The sequence below is a fragment of the Actinotalea endophytica genome, assembly GCF_025717005.1.
GTDB lineage: Bacteria > Actinomycetota > Actinomycetes > Actinomycetales > Cellulomonadaceae > Actinotalea.
Genome location: NZ_JAOVZU010000001.1, coordinates 110,947 through 129,134 on the forward strand (window position 1 = coordinate 110,947; position 18,188 = coordinate 129,134).

An 18,188-nucleotide genomic window follows, 5' to 3' on the forward strand; every position below is an offset into this window, starting at 1 on the left:
ACCGCGGTCTTCACCCGTCCGGGGGAGGCGACCCGGGCCGAACCGGGCACGCCTGCTCAGGCGGGCACGTCGAGATAGACCGGGGTCGACTCCCCGCGCTGTCGCATGGACCGCACGGCCGTCAGCTGGCTGCGGCTCAGCGCGGCGGCCTCGGCGAGCCGCCGGGAGACCTCGAGCTGTCGACCCAGCAGCGCACGGGCGCGGGTCGCGAGCTCGGCCGGCAGCGCGCCGAGGCCCACCGGCGGGACCCAGCGCTGTGGCGGGTTCGCCGCGATCCGGTCGAGCGTGAGCGCCTGCTCGGCGCGTGCGACGTCGAGCTCGAGCGCGTCGAGCGCTGCCTCCCAGGCCACCCGGAAGGCGAGCTCCGAGGTCGGCGCGGGCATGTCAGGCGACCCCGAGCTCGCCGAGCCCCGCCGAGGCACCGAACGCCGCGGCACCGAAGCCGGCAGCCACCGGCGTCGCGGCGGCCGGTGCGAGAGCCGTGGGCGTGCTGAGCTGCGCAGCCGCCTGGTGCCACGTGTCGCGCAGCGGCTCGACCAGCCGGCGGCAGGCGGCGGTGCGCTCCGCGTCACGGGCGACGTTCGCGCCGACCAGCTCGCGCAGCAGGAAGGTGTAGACGCTCATCAGGCCGTGCGCGCCGTCCCAGGCGTTGGTGTCGAGGGTCGAGATGAGCTCGCTCACGATGTCCTGCGCGTGGGTCAGGTGCGGGCTCGCGTCGGCGAACCGGCTCTCCCGCTGCGCGTTCTCGGCACGCTCGAGGTCGAGCACCAGCCGGTCGTACAGCATGGTGAGGAGCTTGGCCGGGCTGGCCGTCGCGACGGTGTCATCCATGTACCGTGCGCGAACCGCTGCGTAGTTCATCGTGTCCCCTCCATGGTTCACGAGTTGTTGGACGAGGTCGACGTCAGAGCATCGAGCTGCGACGCCAGCCAGTCGGACTGCGACTGGAGGTTGCTCAACGTGACCTCCATCGCGGTGAAGGTCTTCTCGAGCGTCGCCTGGCGCAGCGCGAGCCGGTCGTCCCAGTCGGAGATCCGGTCGGTGAGGTCGGTGACGATGTTCTGCTGCGACTGGATCTCGAGGGTGATCGACCCGTACACCGAGTCGGAGGCCCGGTCGCCGACGGTCTGCACCGCGGAGGCGATCGCGGTGAGCATGTCCTGGACGCCGGACGGGTTCGCGGCGAGCGCCGTGGCGAACTTCTCGGCGTCGAAGCTGAAGTCGCCGTCCTTGGTGAGCTCGATGCCGATGCTCGCCGGCGACGTGCCGGAGACGTCGGTCGACGCCGCGGCCATCAGAGCCTGCTGGATCTCGCGGATCGAGGAGTTGCCGGAGAACAGCCCACCCTTGGTGTAGGTGCTGCCGTCGCTGCCGGTCGTCGTGCTCGACTTCGTCCGGTCGCTGATCTCGCTGAGCACCGTGTTCAGGCCGCTGACGAGGTTCTTCGCCAGGGTGCCGATCGACGAGGTGTCGCGCGCCACGGTGATCGTGACCGGGTCGGTCTCCTCGGCGGACACCGTGAGGTCGACGCCGCGCACCAGGTCCTCGAACGTGTTGCTCGCCTGGGTGACGACCTGCTCGGCCGCCGTCCCGGCGAACAGCGTGATCGTCGCGTCGCTCGCGGCCTGGATCTCGGTCGAGGTGAGGTCGGTCCACACGCCGCCGGAGTCCTGGGTCTGCACGGTGAAGGCGTTCTCGAGGCCGGTGTCCGCACCGGTGAGCTGCAGGCGGCTGGTGCCGTTCGCCGTGACGCTGGTGGCCTTGAGGCCGGTGCTCGCGCTGTTGAACGCCTCGACGATGTCGGCCAGCGCGGTGGAGTCCGCGGTGACCTCGATGACCTCACCCGAGGACCGGGTGATCCGGAAGGTCGGCGGGTAGGTGTAGAAGCTCGTGGGCACGTCCAGCAGCGAGGCCTGCGGCTTGGCGACCGCGTCGACGGTGAAGCTGAGCGACGAGGCGACCGCGGTGTCGTCGGTGCTGACCGAGACCGACGTGGCGCTCGAGGTCGCCTTGACGGCCTTCCACGAGTCGGCGTCGGCCGCGGTCTCGGCGGTCGTGGTGAGCGAGGCGAGCTTGGTGTTGAACGACTGGAGGGCCGAGACCAGGGAGCTGGCGTTGGTCTTCTTGGTCTGCAGCAGCGTCTGCGGTGCAGCCTCGAGCTTCATCAGCTGGCTGATCACGGACGCCGTGTCCATGCCGCTGATGATCCCCGAGATGTTGGTGGTGCCGGCCACGGGGAGCTCCCTTCGGACGATCGGTGCCGGTGTTCCAGCGCGACCGGCGGCGGACGGGGTCTCCGTCCACCGCCGGTCGGGGTGCTAGGCCCTGCGGTGGCTCACTGGAGCAGCTGCAGGACGCTCTGCGGCAGCGACTTGGCCTGGGCCAGCATGGCGGTGCCGGCCTGGGACAGGATCGAGGACCGCGTGTAGTTGACCATCTCCGCAGCCATGTCGGTGTCGCGGATGCGGCTCTCGGACGCGGTCAGGTTCTCGGCCGCGACGTTGAGGTTGTTGATGGTGTGGTCGAACCGGTTCTGGATCGCACCGAGCGAGGACCGCTGCGAGGACACCGAGGTGATCGCGGCGTCGATCGCGTTGATGGCCGACTCGGCACCGGACGGAACGGCCGGCGTCGTGGTGGAGGTACCGGCGGTCGCCGTACCGGCGATGCTCGACGTGATGTCGGCAGCAGCGGCCGAGGTGGTCGAGGTGAAGGTGATCGCGGTACCCGCGGACCACGTCGCCGTGGCGCCGGCGCCCGCGTTCGACAGGGCGGTGTTGATGTCGGCCTGGCCGGTGACCGCGCTCAGGTCCACGTTCACGCCGTTGACCGTGACGGTGCCGAGGCCCTGCAGAGCAGTGGCGTCGGCGTAGGTGCCCGTGGTCGCGTAGGTCGCGTACGTGTTGATCGTGGTCGAGGCCGGGGTGCCGGCCGTGGTCACGTCCAGGGTGTCGACGGCCAGGGCGCTCGCGCTCATGTCGCCGATGGTGACCGAGATCTTGTCGTCGGCCGAGGTGTTGGCGCCGACCTGGAACGACGACGCGTAGGTGCCGTCGAGCAGCTTGGTGCCGTTGAACTGGGTCGTGCTGGAGATGCGGTCCAGCTCGGAGGTCAGCTCGTCCATCTCGGACTGGATCGAGGTCTTGGCGTCGGCGGACAGGCCACCGTCGTTCGCCGCCTGCACGGACAGGGTGCGCATGCGCTGAAGGATCGAGTGCGTCTCGGTGAGCGCACCTTCAGCGGTCTGGACGACGCTGATGCCGTCCTGGGCGTTGCGCACGGCCTGGTTGGTGCCGGAGATCTGCGAGCGCAGACCCTCGGAGATCGACAGGCCGGCCGCGTCGTCCGCAGCGCGGTTGATCCGCAGACCCGAGGACAGCTTCTCGAGGGAGCTGTTCAGGGAGGACTGCGTGTTGGACAGGTTGCGGTACGCGTTGAGCGCCGCGATGTTGGTGTTGACCGAGAGACCCATGATGGAACTCCTCCTTGATGCGGGTCGATGACTGCCGCCCCTCCATGGGCGAGCACCCGGACCATCGGACCGGTGCCAGGCGTTGTGAGGGATTCGGGGTGGAGCGTTCGGGTGAACCGCCCCTGACGACCGACGCCCGCCCGGTCGGCCGGGCGGGCATCAGGTCCAGGTGTGAACGCTGGAGGTCGGTTCGGGGGCGGGTCAGCCGACCGCGGAGTGCAGCTGCGGTGCGGCGTAGGTCTCGTGCTCGGCGCCACGCTGGGTCGGCACGAACGTGACAGTGCTGGCCTGCGAGCTCGTCGCGGCGCGTGCGGCGACCTCGGCGAAGTACGCCTTGCGGCGACGCTCGGCGACGCCGTCCGGGCGGGCGGCGGCCGGCACGAGCTCGGGGTCGAGGCTCGCGTTGATCCCGTCCTTGAGCAGACCCAGCGCCTCGGTGCGCAGCTGGCTGATCCGCGACTGGGTCACGCCCAGCTCGTCGGCAAGGTCGGCGACCGGGCGGTCGTGGAAGAACAGCTCGGTGACGACGTACTGCAGCCGCTCGGGCAGGGAGTTGATCCCGGCCCGCAGGTACTGCAGCTTCTCGTCGGCGAGCAGGCTCTCCTCGGGGCTCATCGCGGTGGACACGACGGTCTCGGCGATCGAGCCGTCGAAGCCGTCCATGCTCAGCACGCGGGTCTCGGCGTCGGTCTTCGCGGCGTCGATCTCCTCGACCGGCATGCCCATGGCCTCGGCGAGCTCCTCGCGGCTCGGCGCCCGGCCGAGCGTCGCGGTGAGCTGGTCGCTGACCTCGGTGAGCTGGCGGGCCCGGCGGCGGGCGCCGCGTGAGGCCCAGTCCATCCCGCGCAGCTCGTCGATCAGCGCACCCTTGATGCGCAGGGCGGCGTAGCGCGCGAAAGGTACACCGGTGGACTCGTCGTAGGCCCGGGCCGCACGCACGAGGGCAAGGTGCCCGGCGGACACGAGGTCCGCTCGCGAGACGTACGCCGGGACGCGGCCGAGCATGGCATTGACGTGGTAGCCGACGAGCGCAATGTGCTCGACGACCAGCGCGTTGGTGGGGTTCTCCGTTGCGTTCACGGATGCTGATTCGGGGTCGCCGGAAGCCCACTTGAGAGCGCTGCCCGGCGTGTCGCGGCGGCTGCTCCGAACGGGGGACGACGACACCGTTGCCGACCCGTCCGTGCTTGGGACGACATGCCCGATTTCGAATCCGGACAGATCCCCCGAGGTCCGACTTGTCCGCTGTGAGGAGTGTCACAGGAGCCTCGGCTCATCACGTGGACGCCCTCGGCTGAAACGATCGCAACCGCCGCGCGCGAAACTCCCCGCCCGAAACGGTCACAACACCCGCAACCCGGCCGATGGTGGGGTCGCACAGGCATGGCCCGACAGCGGAGCCGTGCCGCACGGCCTGGTCGAAGGGTGGTCAGATGGGCCTGAACGAGCTCTCCGGGGTGTTGTGGCGCGAGCGCCAGCTCCTCGAGCTGCTGCTGTTCAAGCTGGAGGAGGAGCAGCTGATCCTCACGAGCGGTCGCACGCAGTGGCTCGGCCACGCGACCCGTGAGGTCGAGTCCGTGCTGGACCAGATCCGCACCGCGGAGCTGGGCCGCGCCATGGAGGCCGACGAGGCCGCCCGCGAGGTCGGCGTCCCGGCCGGCAGCGGCCTGCGCGCCATCGCGAACGCCGCCCGCGCACCGTGGGACGACCTGCTGGCCGAGCACCACGCCGCGTTCGTGTCCCTCACCGACCAGATCAACTCGCTCGCCCAGGGCAACCGCGAGCTGCTGTCCGCCTCCCACCGGGCGACCCGGGAGACCCTGCTCAGCCTGCAGGAGACGGTCGACACCTATGACCCGAAGGGCGTACCGAGCCAGCAGTCGAGCGCCGCTCAGCTGATCGACCGGGCGCTGTGAGTCGGCCGTGAGCACCTTCTCCGGACTCAGCACTGCCCTGTCGTCCCTGATCGCCCAGCGCCAGGCGCTGGACGTCACGGGGCAGAACATCGCGAACGCGAACACCGTCGGCTACACCCGGCAGCGCGCCAACCTGGACGCGGTCAGCCCGGCGAGCGTGCCGAGCCTGTACTCGGCCGGCCTGATGGCCGGCGGCGGCGTGCGCACCACCGACATCACGCGGATGGGTGACATCTTCCTCGACACCCGGTTGCGCTCCGAGACCTCGGCGGCCTCGTACCAGCTGACCCGCGCCGACGCCCTGTCCCGGCTGCAGAGCACGGTCACCGAGCCGTCCGACTCCGGGTTCGCGTCCGCGCTGCAGACCTACTGGGCGGACTGGCAGGACGTCGCCAACGCCCCGGACGACATCGCCGCCCGGATGGTCGTGGTGGGCGACGCCGAGGCCCTGGTCAGCCAGATCCACGACGGCTACCGGAACGTCGAGACGCAGTGGAGCCAGACCCGCGCCACGGTCGACGCCCTGGTCACCGACGTCAACACGCTCGCCGCGTCGGTGGCGGACCTGAACGGCCAGATCCGGGCGATGCAGGTGTCCGGCGACAACGCGAACGAGCTGATCGACAAGCGCAGCACGCTGATCACCCAGCTCTCCGGCCTGGTCGGCGCGACCGCGTCGCAGCGGACCGACGGCACGATGGACGTGATGATCGCGGGGAACCCCCTGGTCTCCGGCGATCGTGCGCACACCGTGCAGGTGGACGGCTCGCACACGATGGCCGGCGGCCTCGGCGAACCACCCGCGGCGCTGGACCAGGTGCGGCTCAGCTGGACCGAGAACGGCACGGCGCTGGTCCCCGAGGGCGGCCAGATCGCCGCCCACCTCGGCGACCTCGCGCCGGGCGGCACGCTCAGCAGCGCCGTGACCATGTGGAACGACCTCGCGACGAGCCTGGCGACCACGGTCAACGCGGTGCACTCCGCGGGCCAGACCCTGCAGGACCCGCCGACCACCGGCGTGGACTTCTTCGCCGTCGACACCGGCGTCCCCGCGGCGCTCGGCCTCTCGGTGGCGATCTCCGACCCGAAGGACGTGGCCGCCGCGAGCGCCGCGAACGGTCCGCTCGACGGGTCGTGGGCGGACCGGATCGCCCAGCTCGCCACCGCGGACGGCGGACCGGACCAGGTGTGGCGCGACTTCGTCGTCGACCTGGGTGTGCGCACCCGTGCCGCGGAGCAGCGCTCCGACGTCCTGGAGGCCTCGCGCTCCAACGCCGAGACCCTTCAACTCTCGGCGACCTCCGTCGATCTCGATGAGGAGTCGGTGAACATGCTCGCCTACCAGCGCGCCTACGAGGGCGCTGCCCGGGTGATCACCGTGATGGACGAGATGCTCGACGTGCTGATCAACCGCACCGGCACGGTGGGGAGGTAACCCATGATCGGACGAGTCACCCAGCAGACGCTCCAGCGCTCGACGCTGGCGAAGCTGCAGGTCAACCTGCAGAAGATGTCCGACCTGCAGGCCCAGATGTCCGGCGGCAAGGTCATCACCAAGCCCTCGGACGACCCGGCGGGCACCGCGCAGGCCATGGTCCTGCGGGCCGAGAGCCGCGCCGTGCAGCAGTACCAGCGCAACGCGACCGACGGCATCGGCTGGCTCACCTCGGTGGACACCGCGCTGCAGTCGTCGGTGACCTCGCTGCGCCGGGCCCGCGACCTGACCGTCCAGGCCGGCGACGGCGCGCTCAGCACGACCGACCGCGAGGCTCTCGCGGTCGAGATCGAGGCGACCCGGGACACCCTCTTGGCGCAGGCGAACACGCAGTACGTGGGCCGGTCGGTCTTCGCCGGCACGTCGAACGCCGACGTCGCGTTCACCGACGCCGCCTCCGCGACGCCGTACGCCTGGAGCGGGACCGCGGGCTCCTCAGTCGAGCGCCGCATCGCCGCCGACACGACGGTGCGGGCCGACGCCGACGGCTCCTCGGTCTTCGGCGAGGGTGCGACCTCGGTCTTCGCCCTCCTCGACACCATCGCCGCCGACCTTCGCTCCGGTGCCGACGTGACCACCCGGATCGACGAGATCGACACCCGGATGGACAGCATGCTCGGCGAGCTCGCCGGCGTCGGCGCCCGCTACAAGCAGCTGCAGGGCACGCAGGAGTCCAGTGCCGTCACCCTGCAGGAGCTCACCACCCGACTGTCCGGGGTCGAGGACATCGACCTGGCCCAGACCATCGTGGAGCTGCAGATGCAGGAAGTCGCCTACCAGGGCGCACTCGGGGCCACGTCCCGGATGCTCCAGCCGACGCTGATGGACTTCCTGCGATGACCGCCACCACCACCGACCGGAGGACCGGCATGACCGCGAGCCGCACCGAGACCGACGCGCCGACGATCGACTTCGTCGAGGCGCCGCTCGGGCTCATGGGCCTGCGCCACTACCGGCTGCACCCGCTGGACGAGACCGGCTTCCTGTTCTCGATGCGTAGCCTCGAGGCCGACGGCCTGCGGCTCTTCGTGGTCTCGCCGCACCCGTACTTCCCGGACTACCTCCCGGACCTCGACCCCGAGTCCGTCACCGACCTCCGGCTCGGCGACGTGGACCCGGTCCTGCTCGTCGTGGTCCACCCGGGCGACGACCAGCACCCGCCGACCGCGAACCTGCTCGCCCCGATCGTGGTGAACCCTGCGACCGGCGCCGCGATCCAGGTGGTCCTGGACACCGACCGGTGGCCCCTGCGCGCGCCGTTCACCGTCGCGGACTGACACCCGGCCCCCGCACACCTCACCCGTCCGCCCACTCACGACCAGCAGGACCCGGCCGATCGTCAGGTGTCCCGAAGGAGGTGTCCCGATGATCAGCAGCCCGGCCCAGGCCGTCTCGGGGGACCTCGCTGCCGGGGCCGGGTCGACCACCTCGGGGATCGTGCCGAACCAGTCCGGACCCGCTGACCGCCACGCGACGCCCGCGGGACCCATGCCCTCGCTGCGCGGGCTCGGCGTGGACACCCAGTCCCTCGGCGCACGCACCGCACCCGTCCGCACCCGGGTGCTGCGCTGCTCGGCCGTCGTGCTCCGCGCGGCCCTCGTGCTGCTCGACCGCGACCCGAAGGGCGTGCCGAGCCTGAGCGAGGTGATCGAGAGCGACCCGGTGCTGGCCCTGCGCGTGCTGCACCTCGCGAACATGACCACCGGCTTCCGGGAGTGGGTGGACACCGTCCCGCAGGCCGTGCAGATGCTCGGCACCGCGGCCCTGCGCTCCCTGTTCGCCGACCTCCAGGCGGACGCGACGGACGGCGCGGTCCCCGGGCTCGAGCGGATCCTCACCCGCGCGCTCACCTGCGGTGAGCTCAGCCACGACCGCCGGGGCTTCACCACCGGCCTGCTGTCCGGCCTGGCCGAGTCGCTCGGCGTCCCTGCCGCGACCGTGCTCGACGTCGCCGGCGTGTCCCGTGAGATGAGCGACGCCGTGCGCTACGGCACCGGTCCGTACGGCGCGGTGCTCGCCGCGTTGCTCGCCTACGAGCGCAAGGACTCCCTCGGCGTGGCCCGCAGCGGCTTCGTCGCGGTCGACGTGTATGACGCCTATCTCCGTGGCGAGGCCGACGCCAGAGCCATCGCCCACGCCATCGGATCAAGTTGAGAGGACCCCGGTGACCACCTCATCCGTTCCGGCTCCCCCCCGGACCACGACCCGCGCCACGGTGCACCGCGAGCCGGTCGTTGCTGTCGACGACCGTGTGCTCGGCTACACGGTGACCGTGACCCTCGACGACCCCGACCTCGCCGACGCACGGGCCCGCGCCGAGGTGCTGCACGAGCAGTACCTGACGCTCGACCTGCCCGCCCTGGTGGCCGACCGGGACGTCTTCCTGCCGGCCACGAGCGCCATGCTCGACGGGTTCGTGCCGACCCCTCCGGGTGGCAGCCGACTCGTGCTGGACCTCCCCTTCGGGTTCGAGCGGCGCGAGGACGCCGAGCGCCGCGCCACGGCGCTGCGCAGCCTCGGCGTCCAGCTCGACCTCATGGGGTTCTCCGCGACGCCGAGCCAGATGCGGCTGCTGCCCCTCGTGCAGTACGTCACGGTCGACCCCGTGATCCTCGAGCAGGAGCTCAACGAGGTGGTCCGGACCGCGCACGCCGCGGGCGTGCAGGTGCTCGCCTCGGGCGTCACCGACGTCGCCGTCCAGGCCCGCTGCCTGGTCGCCGGGTGCGACGGGCTGCGGGGTTCGGCGAGCGATCGGGCCAAGGCGCAGGCCGAGGCACAGCCGAAGGTGCTCCGGCCCGGTCAGCTGCAGTGCCTCGCGGCCCTGCACCTGCTGCACCAGGCCGACGTCGACCTGAGCGAGGTCGCCCAGGTGATCGACACGGACCCGATCCTCACGTTGCGGGTGCTGCACCTGGTCAACTCGGGCGCGTTCGCGTTGCGCAACCAGATCGACACGGTGCACCGCGCGGTGATCCTGCTCGGGGTGCGCGAGGTCACCGGGCTGGTCGCCGCGCTCGCGATCGACTCCCGCGCCGGCGCGATGGACAGCCTGTGGCAGATCCTCGCCCGCGCGCTGTCCTGCGAGGCCCTGTCCGGCGACCCTGCCGCGTACACCGTCGGCATGCTGTCGGCGCTGGTCGAGGAGCTGGGCGTGCCGGCGGACGTGGTGCTGGAGAAGGTCGGCGTCTCGGCCGTCGTGGCCGACGCGGTGCGCGACCAGACCGGTGAGCTGGGTCCGGTGCTCGCCGCGGTCGTCGCGCACGAGGACGGCGACCTCGGCGCGGTGGTCCAGGCCGGCTACCGCCCGTGCGACGTCTCGGACACCTACCTGCGCTGCCTCTCCGACGCCCTCCAGACCGCCAAGGCCGTCGAGGGCTGAGCCTCCGACCAGCCCCCGCGAGTTCGCTGGTGGTCGCCGAGTTCGCTGACCGCGACCAGCGAACTCGCGCCTGCCCAGCGAACTCGGCGGCCGGTCAGGCGCCGGTGGGGCCCTGGACGAGGACGCGGTGGCCCCAGGCGGGCAGCTCGACGGTGTCGCCCTGCGTGAGGGCGACCTCGGTGCCGGTGGCGAGGTCACGCCACGTCCCCTCGCACGGGCCCTGCGTCAGGGTGACCGTCACGGGCTCGGGCGAGAGGTTCACGGCCGCGAGCACGGCGTCGGTGTGCGCGCGCCGGACGAACGCCAGGACGTCGCGCGGGGCGTCGGTGCGCACCTCGACCATCCGGCCGCCGAACCGCCCGTTCCACAGCGCCTGGTTGGCCCGCTTGAGCGCGATCAGCCGCCGGTACAGCGCCCCCATCGGGTGCGTGCGCCACTGGATGGGGTCGCGGTCGAAGAAGTCCAGCCGCCGCTCGTTGCCGGCCTCCTGACCGTTGTAGACCAGCGGCATGCCGTCGCTGACCACGCTGAGCACCACGGCGGCTTCGACGGCGTCGCCGAACTGCTCGAACTCGGTACCCTCCCAGGCGTTCTTGTCGTGGTTGGACACGAAGAGCATGCGCATCGCGTCGTCCGGGTAGGCCTTCTCGTTCCAGGCGTAGTAGATCCGCAGCGCGTCCACCGTCGCCCGGCCCGAGGCGATGTCGTGCATCGTCGAGTTCCAGGTCCACGCGTACGTCATGTCGAACGCGCGGTCGTGCAGCTCGCGCGACTCCCACTCGGCCAGCATGAACACGGGCTTGATCCGCTCGAGCTCGGCCCGGACCAGCTCCCAGAAGTCGGTCGGCACGAACCCCGCCACGTCGCAGCGGAAGCCGTCCACGTCCGCCTCGCGCACCCAGTAGGCCATCGCGTCGAGCATGTAGGTGCGCACCCCGGGCCGGTGGAAGTCCAGGTCGACCACGTCGTCCCAGTCCCACCACGGGGTGGGCATCAGGTCGCCCTTCCAGTCCCGCGCGTACCACTCGGGGTGGTGCTCCACGAGCTCGTTGTCCCAGGCCGTGTGGTTCGCGACCCAGTCGAGGATCACGTGCAGTCCCCGGGCGTGGGCGGCGTCGACGAACGCGCGCAGGTCGGTCAGCGTGCCGAACTCGGGGTTGACCGAGTAGTAGTCGCGCACCGCGTAGGGGCTGCCGAGCGCACCCTTGCGGTTCTTCGCCCCGATCTCGTGGATCGGCATGAGCCACAGGATCGTCACGCCGAGGTCGGCGAGCCGGGACAGCTCGCGGGCGGCCGCCTCGAACGTGCCCTCGACGGTGAACTGGCGCGTGTTGATCTGGTAGATCACGGCGTCCCGGCTCCACACCGGGTGGGTGAGGTGCACGTCGTGACGACGTGGTGCGACGGTCATGCCGGTCCTTCGGTCGGTCTGGGCGGTCGGTCGGTCCGGTCGACGGCTCCGGTCGGCACCGCCGGCACCTCAGCCCTTGACCGAGCCCGAGGTCAGGCCGCCGACGATGTAGCGCTGCAGGAACTGGAACAGCACGATGATCGGGACCGACGCGATCACGGCACCGGCCGCGAACAGACCCCACGGGGCGTTCCGCTCGTCGGCCGCCCAGTTGTAGAGGCCGACGGCGAGCGTGAAGTTCTCGGGCGTCTGCAGGACGACGCGGGCGATCACGAACTCGCCGTAGGTCGCGATGAACGAGAGCAGGCCGACCACCGCGAGGATCGGCGCGACCAGCCGCAGGATGATCGTCACGAAGATCTGGGCGTGGGTCGCCCCGTCGATCTTGGCGGCCTCGTCGAGCTCGCGCGGGATCGTGTTGAAGAACCCGTACATGAGGAACGCGTTCGTCCCGAGCGCGGCACCGAGGTACACCGCGATCAGGGCGAGCCGGCTGTTCAGCCCGAGCACCGGGAACACGTCCCCGATGCTCAGCAGCAGCAGGAAGATCGCGACGAACGCGAGCGTCTGCGGGAACATCTGGACCAGCAGCAGGCCGGTGAGGGTCGCCCGGCGCCCGGTGAACCGGAAGCGCGAGAAGGCGTACGCGGCGGACGCGCACATCAGCACGGTCCCCACCGCGGTGACGCTCGCGACGATCAGCGAGTTGACCGCCCAGGTCGAGAAGTCCGTCGAGCCGAGGTCGGAGTAGTTCGTGAAGTCGATGGTCTTGAACAGCTGGTTCGACCCGGTCAGGCTGCCGCCGGGGTTCAGCGACGCGGACAGGATGTAGAGCAGCGGCAGGAGGCAGTACGCGATCGCGACGACGCCGATGACGTGCCGCCACCCGACCTCTCGCCACCAGCGGCTGCGCGGGGGCTTGTGCTCGAGCGTGGTCTGCTGCCCGCGGACGGTCGCGACATCGGATGCCATGTCAGATCTCCTCGAGCGAGCGGGTGCGGCGGAAGCCGGCCCATGAGATGACGCCGACGAAGATGAAGATCACGATCGCCATGGCCGACGCCAGGCCGTAGTCGCGGGCGCCGCCCTCGAAGGCGGTCGCGTAGACCATCGTGATCAGGATGTCGGTGGCGCCGATCGGCACGGTGGCGTCGGGGAAGTTCGGCCCGCCGCCGGTGAGCATGTAGATCAGCGCGAAGTTGTTGAAGTTGAACGCGAAGCTCGCGATCAGCAGCGGTGCCGTGGCGACCAGCACCAGCGGAAGGGTGATCGAGCGGAAGATCCGTGCCGGGCTGGCGCCGTCCATCCGGGCGGACTCCATGACGTCGCCGGGCAGGCCCTGCAGGGCGCCGGTGGCCACCAGGAACATGTACGGGAACCCGAGCCAGAGGTTCACGCCGATCACCGAGAGCTTGGCCAGCCACGGGTCGGACAGCCACGGGATGTTCGCGCCACCCAGCAGGGCCTCGTTGATGAAGCCGAACTTCTGGTTCAGCATGCCGCGCCAGACGAGCGCGGCGAGGAACCCGGGGAAGGCGTAGGGCAGGATCAGCAGGGACCGATAGGCGCGGCGCCCCTTGATCCGCTCGTCGTTGAACACCACGGCGAGGAACAGCCCGAGCGCGAACGTGGTCCCCACGGACAGGATCGCGAACGCGAACGTCCAGGCGAGCACCTGGAAGAAGTACGCCGACAGGTCGCTCCCGGTGACCATCGCGACGTAGTTGTCGAAGCCGACGGCGACCCGCCAGCCCGGGGTCAGCTGGGCCCCGTCGTCGCTCACGAAGACGCCCTGGTCGTTGGGCCGGTACACGGCGCCGGTGTCGGTGTTGGTCATCGTGTCGGCGTCGGCGTCGTACGTGTAGATGCTGCGCGACGCGAAGGCGCTCGTGCCGTTCTGGGTCCGGACGGCGCCCTGGTTCGGGTCGTCACTGACCGGTACCCGAAGCTCGAGGACATCGGCCTGACGCTCGATGACCTGGGCGTAGCTCAGCACGTCCCAGCCGGGGACCTCGGTGATGCGGCCGTCCTGGACGACAGCATCCGGGGCCGCCTCGAGCGGCTGGTCGGCCGTACCGACCCAGACCTGGCCGTCCTCCTCGATGACCGCGAAGCCGAGCTCGTCGCCCTTCTGCACGACGGCCATCGGCAGCGTGGGCGACCCTTCGACGCGTCGGTCGTTCTGCAGCAGGATCGCGCTGATCGCGTCCGACTTGGTGGAGTTGTGGCCGTCGCCGTAGTTCGTGAACGAGACGTACCCCGTGTAGAGCATCACGAACAACTGGTAGACCAGCAGGAACGCGAGGCCCGGCACGAGGTACTTGGCGGGGATCGCCTTGCGGGAGAAGTAGACCCAGTTCACGACCACGAGGCCGATCGCGAGGGTCGTGATGATGCCCCAGTGCCCGACGGCGTACGCCGCGAGCAGACCGTAGACGCCCAACGCATCCACCAGCGCGACCAGGACGAGCTTGATCACGAATCCCAGTCCGAGCCCGGACGAGCCGAACCGACGCCGTTCGCGCGGTGCGGGGCTCGGGGTCGGGGTGTCGACGTCGGTACGAGTCACTGTCCACTCCCTAGCGATCAACGTTGAGCACGTCGGGACGGCTAGCGACGCCCCGAAGGGGGTGCGGCTACCTCACCTACGGTAGCCGCACCCCGGACGGGTGTGTGGTCAGCCGCCGATCGCGGACTGGATGTTGGTGATCATCGTGGCCCAGCGCTCGTCCGCCGGAGCCTTGCCGCTGATGATGTCGGCCTCAGCAGCGCCCCACCACTCCCACACGGCGGACATCTCGGGGATCGCCGGCATCGGCGCACCGGAGGCACCGGCCTCGTTGAAGCCGAGCAGGATCGGGTCGCTGAGACCCTCGGCGGCGGCGGTCATCGCCGGGACGCGGCCCTGCAGCTCGTAGAACTGGGTCTGGACCTCGGGCGTGGCGATGAAGTTCACCAGGAAGTCGTTCACCAGCAGCGGGTTCTCGGTGTTGATGCTGGGGAAGAACCCCTGGACGCCCACGAACGGCTGGGCCGGCTGGCCACCCGCGCTCGGGATCGGCAGCACCGAGATGTCCATGTTCGCGGCGGTGAAGTCCGACACGTACCACGGACCGGTGATGATGTACGCGGCCTCACCGTTGAGGAAGGCCTCCTTGGCGACGTCGGCCGAGATGTTGGTGTCGAGGATGCCGGCCGCGCCCTGCGCGGCGAGGAACTCGGCGAACGCGGTGCCCTCGGGGCCGCCCATCGCGAGCTCGTTGGTGTAGGAGCCGTTCTCGGTCGCGAAGACCGGGGCACCGAACGAGGTCTGCAGCGGGTACAGGTGGTACGGGTCACCGTTGGTCGGGTCCTGCTGGATGACGATCGGGTACTTCGCTCCGGTCGCCTGCGCGGCGGTCACCATCGCGTCCCAGGTGTCGGGCGTGTCCTGGATGATCGCGTTGTTGCGGATCAGGGCGATGTTCTCGATCGCGTAGGGCACGCCGTAGACCTGGCCGTCGTACGTCATGGCCTTGACGGCGGCGTCGGAGAACTCCCCGGCCTTGTCGCCGAGGTCGACGGTGCCGACCACGCCGTTGGTCACCCAGCCACCGAGGCCGTCGTGCGCGGACACGATGATGTCCGGGCCCTCGCCGGTCGGCACAGAGGTGATGAAGTCGTTGCCGATGTCGGTCGACGCCTTCTGGATCACGTCGACCTGGACGCCGCTCTGCTCGGTGTAGGCCTCGGCGATCGTCTTGACGTCGTCGACACGGGTCTCGTCGGCCCAGATCGTCAGGGTGCCTTCGAGGGCCGGCGACGAGGACTCGTCGGTGGTCGTGGTGTCACTCGCGGACGGCTCCTCGGAGGTGCCCCCCGAGCATGCGGTCAGCAGCAGGCCGACGCCGGCGGCGACGGCGAGACCGCGAGGGATCCTGCGCATGTGTATTCCTCCATCATCGGTGGTTCGCGCCGTCCCGCGCTCACACGACGAGGAGCAACTGGCGGCAGCGGCAGTGCCACGAAAGTAGCAAGAGACTTGCAGATCCTGCAAGAACTTTCATTGTCACGATTCGGCCACTACGATCCACTGCCGTGAGGCTTCGGCTTGTGGACATCGCTGCCCGCGCAGGCGTCAGCGAGGCGACTGTGTCGCGCGTGCTCAACGACAAGGCGGTCGCCGAGGCGACCCGTGACAGGGTCCTCACCGCGATCGACCAGCTCGGCTACGAGCGCCCGGCCCGGTTGCGCCGCAAGACCACGGGCCTGGTCGGCCTCGTGGTCCCGGAGCTGACCAACCCGGTCTTCCCGCTGTTCGCCCAGACCATCGAGACCGCGCTCGCGAAGCACGGGTACACGCCGGTGCTGTGCACCCAGACCCCGGGTGGCCTGCACGAGGACGAGTACGTCGCGATGCTGCTCGAGCAGGGCACCGCCGGGATCATCTTCGTCTCCGGCATCCACGCGATCTCCGAGGCCGACATCGCCCGCTACGAGCGGCTGACCGCGAACGGGGTCGCGATCGTCCTGATCAACGGGCACCAGCCGAAGGTCGACGCACCGAGCCTGTCCCAGGACGACCGGATGGCCGTGCAGCTCGGCCTGGGCCACCTGCGCCAGCTCGGCCACACCAGGATCGGACTCGCGGTCGGCCCGTCCCGCTATACGCCCGCGAGCCGGCGGATCGCAGCCTTCGAGCAGACGATCGCCGCGCACAAGGAGATCGTCGGCGTCAGCGAGCACACCCAGTACAGCGTCGAGGGCGGCACCGCCGCGGCGCACGCGCTGCTCGACGAGGGCGTGACCGGGATCCTGTGCGGCTCGGACGTGATGGCGCTCGGCGCCATCCGCGCCGCACGCCAGCGCGGGCTGCGCGTCCCCGAGGACGTGTCGGTCATCGGCTCGGACGACGGGATGCTCGCGCAGTTCGCCGACCCGCCGCTGACCACGGTTCGTCAGGACGTGGCCGGCATGTCCGCGGCCGCGGTGCGGTTCCTGCTCGAGGAGATCGCCAAGACCCCGTCGCCCCGGCGCGAGCAGCTCTTCGCACCCGAGCTCGTGGTGCGGCGCTCGACGGCGCCGGCGGCGTCGCTGCGGGCCGCGGTGTCCCAGCTGCGCGCCGAGGTCTGAGCGCGGGATCGACACCTGACGTTCACAGCGTCGCCGTCCATCTGACGCATCCGGCTGCGACAATTCATCCCATGACTACGACCACGACCCGCCACGTGGCCCTCGTCGCGCACGACAACATGAAGGTCGAGCTGCTGCGCTGGGCCGAGCACAACCGCACCACGTTGTCCGCCCACCACCTGTACGCGACGGGCACCACCGGCACGATGCTCACCTACGAGCTCGGCCTGCCTGTGCACCGCTTCCTGTCCGGGCCGATCGGTGGCGACCAGCAGATCGGCGCGAAGATCGCCGAAGGGGTCATCGACCTGCTGATCTTCTTCTGGGACCCGCTCGAGGCCCAGCCGCACGACCCGGACGTCAAGGCCCTGCTGCGCCTGTCGACGGTGTGGAACGTACCGACCGCGACCAACCTCGCGACCGCCGACTTCCTGATCTCCTCGCCGCTGCTCTCCGACTACCAGCGTCGCGTGCCGGACCTCGGTCCTAGGGGTTGGGACGGCACCCAGCCGACGGTCGCTGCCAACGGGTGAATCTCGCCCCGGACGGGTCGTAATCCTCTTGTCCGGGCCGTCCACATCGCGAGACGCTTGGGGTGTACCGGCCACCGCACACCCCGTGGAGACCGGCTGACCGCGCCACCACCCCGGCGCCCGAAGGAGAGCACCAGCATGAGTGCGCGTCGCCACATCGCTCGCCGTTCCCACCGTCGTCCGACCCGAAACGCGACCACGGCAGCGCAGCGCAGGCGCCAGGCTCCCCTCCGGGCGGACTGGTCGACCGCGGTGCTGCAGGCGACCCGGGGCTCGTTGCCCTGGTGAGCCGTCCGGCCGGGGTCCGGTCGGGTCGGTAGGTCGGCCGAGGGTCCAGCCGTCAGGTCAGCCGTCGGCCAGCGCCCGCAGCGCGTCACCCGCGAGTCGCTGCGTCGTCCACTCGTCCATGCCGACCGCTCCCACCGAGCGGTAGAACGCGATGGCCGGCGAGTTCCAGTCGAGCACCGCCCACTCGAACCGGGCGTAGCCGCGCGCCACGCACACCCGGGCGAGCTCGGTCAGCAGCGCGCGACCGTAGCCGCTGCCGCGCTCCTCCTCGAGCACCACGAGGTCCTCGAGGTACAGGCCGTGCCGCCCGGTCCAGGTCGAGTAGTTGACGAACCACACGGCGATCGCCACCACCTGCCCACGCTTGACCACGACGTGCGCGTGGACCCGCGGGTCGGGTCCGAACAGGGCCTCGACGAGGTCGGCCTCGGTGGTCCGCACCGCGTCCGGCTCCCGCTCGTAGCGGGCGAGCGCGTGGATGCACGCGAGGATCCCGGGTACGTCGCCCGGCTCGGCGAGCCGCAGCTCGGCGCCGTCGGCGAGGGCGGTCGGCAGGTCGCTCATCGCGGTGACGATAGTGCC

At 70.6% G+C, this 18,188-nt stretch carries 18 protein-coding genes; 8 read left to right on the forward strand and 10 right to left on the reverse strand.

Annotated features, from left to right (window positions below):
- Nucleotides 1-56: 56 nt before the first annotated feature.
- From OEB99_RS00580 to OEB99_RS00600, 5 genes are all read right to left on the reverse strand, one after another.
- Nucleotides 57-383 carry a hypothetical protein gene (locus OEB99_RS00580; protein ID WP_263507651.1) on the reverse strand — a complete coding sequence of 109 codons (327 nt, stop codon included), beginning with the start codon at nucleotides 381-383 and terminating at the stop codon, nucleotides 57-59.
- A 1-nt stretch (nucleotide 384) separates the two neighbouring features.
- A complete protein-coding gene (gene fliS, locus OEB99_RS00585; protein WP_263507652.1) occupies nucleotides 385-861 on the reverse strand; it encodes a flagellar export chaperone FliS in 477 nt (158 codons plus the stop codon).
- Between the two features lie 17 nt (nucleotides 862-878).
- Entirely contained in the window at nucleotides 879-2,234 is a 1,356-nt protein-coding gene (fliD, locus tag OEB99_RS00590) for a flagellar filament capping protein FliD (protein WP_263507654.1), read from the reverse strand.
- A 101-nt stretch (nucleotides 2,235-2,335) separates the two neighbouring features.
- The gene (locus tag OEB99_RS00595) at nucleotides 2,336-3,472 is read right to left on the reverse strand and encodes a flagellin N-terminal helical domain-containing protein (protein ID WP_263507655.1); all 1,137 of its coding nucleotides are present in this window, start codon (nucleotides 3,470-3,472) and stop codon (nucleotides 2,336-2,338) included.
- A 201-nt stretch (nucleotides 3,473-3,673) separates the two neighbouring features.
- Nucleotides 3,674-4,552, reverse strand: coding sequence for a sigma-70 family RNA polymerase sigma factor (locus OEB99_RS00600; protein WP_263507656.1), 879 nt, complete (start codon nucleotides 4,550-4,552; stop codon nucleotides 3,674-3,676).
- Nucleotides 4,553-4,905: 353 nt separating this feature from the next.
- Between OEB99_RS00600 and flgN the strand changes: the two genes are divergently transcribed.
- The 6 genes from flgN (at nucleotide 4,906) to OEB99_RS00630 (ending at nucleotide 10,262) form a co-directional block, all read left to right on the forward strand.
- On the forward strand, nucleotides 4,906-5,388 hold the full coding sequence (flgN, locus tag OEB99_RS00605) for a flagellar protein FlgN (protein WP_263507657.1): 483 nt from the start codon (nucleotides 4,906-4,908) through the stop codon (nucleotides 5,386-5,388).
- 7 nt (nucleotides 5,389-5,395) lie between these two features.
- Nucleotides 5,396-6,823 carry a flagellar hook-associated protein FlgK gene (gene flgK / locus OEB99_RS00610; protein ID WP_263507658.1) on the forward strand — a complete coding sequence of 476 codons (1,428 nt, stop codon included), beginning with the start codon at nucleotides 5,396-5,398 and terminating at the stop codon, nucleotides 6,821-6,823.
- A gap of 3 nt (nucleotides 6,824-6,826) precedes the next feature.
- Complete coding sequence (flgL, locus tag OEB99_RS00615) at nucleotides 6,827-7,723, forward strand: flagellar hook-associated protein FlgL (RefSeq protein WP_263507659.1); 897 nt, start codon at nucleotides 6,827-6,829, stop codon at nucleotides 7,721-7,723.
- Nucleotides 7,720-8,160, forward strand: coding sequence for a flagellar assembly protein FliW (locus OEB99_RS00620; RefSeq protein ID WP_263507660.1), 441 nt, complete (start codon nucleotides 7,720-7,722; stop codon nucleotides 8,158-8,160). The genes flgL and OEB99_RS00620 overlap by 4 nt, the downstream gene beginning before the upstream one ends.
- Before the next feature lie 88 nt (nucleotides 8,161-8,248).
- Entirely contained in the window at nucleotides 8,249-9,037 is a 789-nt protein-coding gene (locus OEB99_RS00625) for an HDOD domain-containing protein (protein WP_263507662.1), read from the forward strand.
- 10 nt (nucleotides 9,038-9,047) lie between these two features.
- A complete protein-coding gene (locus OEB99_RS00630) occupies nucleotides 9,048-10,262 on the forward strand; it encodes an EAL and HDOD domain-containing protein (RefSeq protein ID WP_263507663.1) in 1,215 nt (404 codons plus the stop codon).
- A 94-nt stretch (nucleotides 10,263-10,356) separates the two neighbouring features.
- Here OEB99_RS00630 and OEB99_RS00635 read toward each other — a convergent pair whose 3' ends face one another.
- The 4 genes from OEB99_RS00635 to OEB99_RS00650 all read right to left on the reverse strand — a co-directional run bounded on the left by OEB99_RS00635 (nucleotide 10,357) and on the right by OEB99_RS00650 (nucleotide 15,598).
- Nucleotides 10,357-11,673: an alpha-amylase family glycosyl hydrolase gene (locus tag OEB99_RS00635; protein ID WP_263507665.1), complete on the reverse strand. Its 1,317-nt coding sequence runs from the start codon at nucleotides 11,671-11,673 to the stop codon at nucleotides 10,357-10,359.
- A gap of 69 nt (nucleotides 11,674-11,742) precedes the next feature.
- Nucleotides 11,743-12,645 carry a sugar ABC transporter permease gene (locus OEB99_RS00640; RefSeq protein WP_263507667.1) on the reverse strand — a complete coding sequence of 301 codons (903 nt, stop codon included), beginning with the start codon at nucleotides 12,643-12,645 and terminating at the stop codon, nucleotides 11,743-11,745.
- A 1-nt stretch (nucleotide 12,646) separates the two neighbouring features.
- Complete coding sequence (locus tag OEB99_RS00645; RefSeq protein WP_411910639.1) at nucleotides 12,647-14,242, reverse strand: ABC transporter permease subunit; 1,596 nt, start codon at nucleotides 14,240-14,242, stop codon at nucleotides 12,647-12,649.
- A 108-nt stretch (nucleotides 14,243-14,350) separates the two neighbouring features.
- On the reverse strand, nucleotides 14,351-15,598 hold the full coding sequence (locus tag OEB99_RS00650) for a sugar ABC transporter substrate-binding protein (protein WP_263507668.1): 1,248 nt from the start codon (nucleotides 15,596-15,598) through the stop codon (nucleotides 14,351-14,353).
- A 152-nt stretch (nucleotides 15,599-15,750) separates the two neighbouring features.
- On the opposite strand from OEB99_RS00650, the gene OEB99_RS00655 reads away from it, so the two are divergent.
- Both OEB99_RS00655 and OEB99_RS00660 read left to right on the forward strand, forming a co-directional pair.
- Nucleotides 15,751-16,785 (forward strand): LacI family DNA-binding transcriptional regulator, encoded by a 1,035-nt coding sequence (locus OEB99_RS00655; RefSeq protein WP_263507670.1) that lies wholly within the window; start codon nucleotides 15,751-15,753, stop codon nucleotides 16,783-16,785.
- 71 nt (nucleotides 16,786-16,856) lie between these two features.
- Nucleotides 16,857-17,318, forward strand: a complete 462-nt coding sequence (locus OEB99_RS00660) for a methylglyoxal synthase (RefSeq protein ID WP_263507671.1) — start codon at nucleotides 16,857-16,859, stop codon at nucleotides 17,316-17,318.
- Nucleotides 17,319-17,663: 345 nt separating this feature from the next.
- Here the strand turns inward: OEB99_RS00660 and OEB99_RS00665 are convergent, their stop codons facing one another.
- Nucleotides 17,664-18,170: a GNAT family N-acetyltransferase gene (locus OEB99_RS00665; protein ID WP_263507672.1), complete on the reverse strand. Its 507-nt coding sequence runs from the start codon at nucleotides 18,168-18,170 to the stop codon at nucleotides 17,664-17,666.
- Nucleotides 18,171-18,188: the final 18 nt, after the last annotated feature.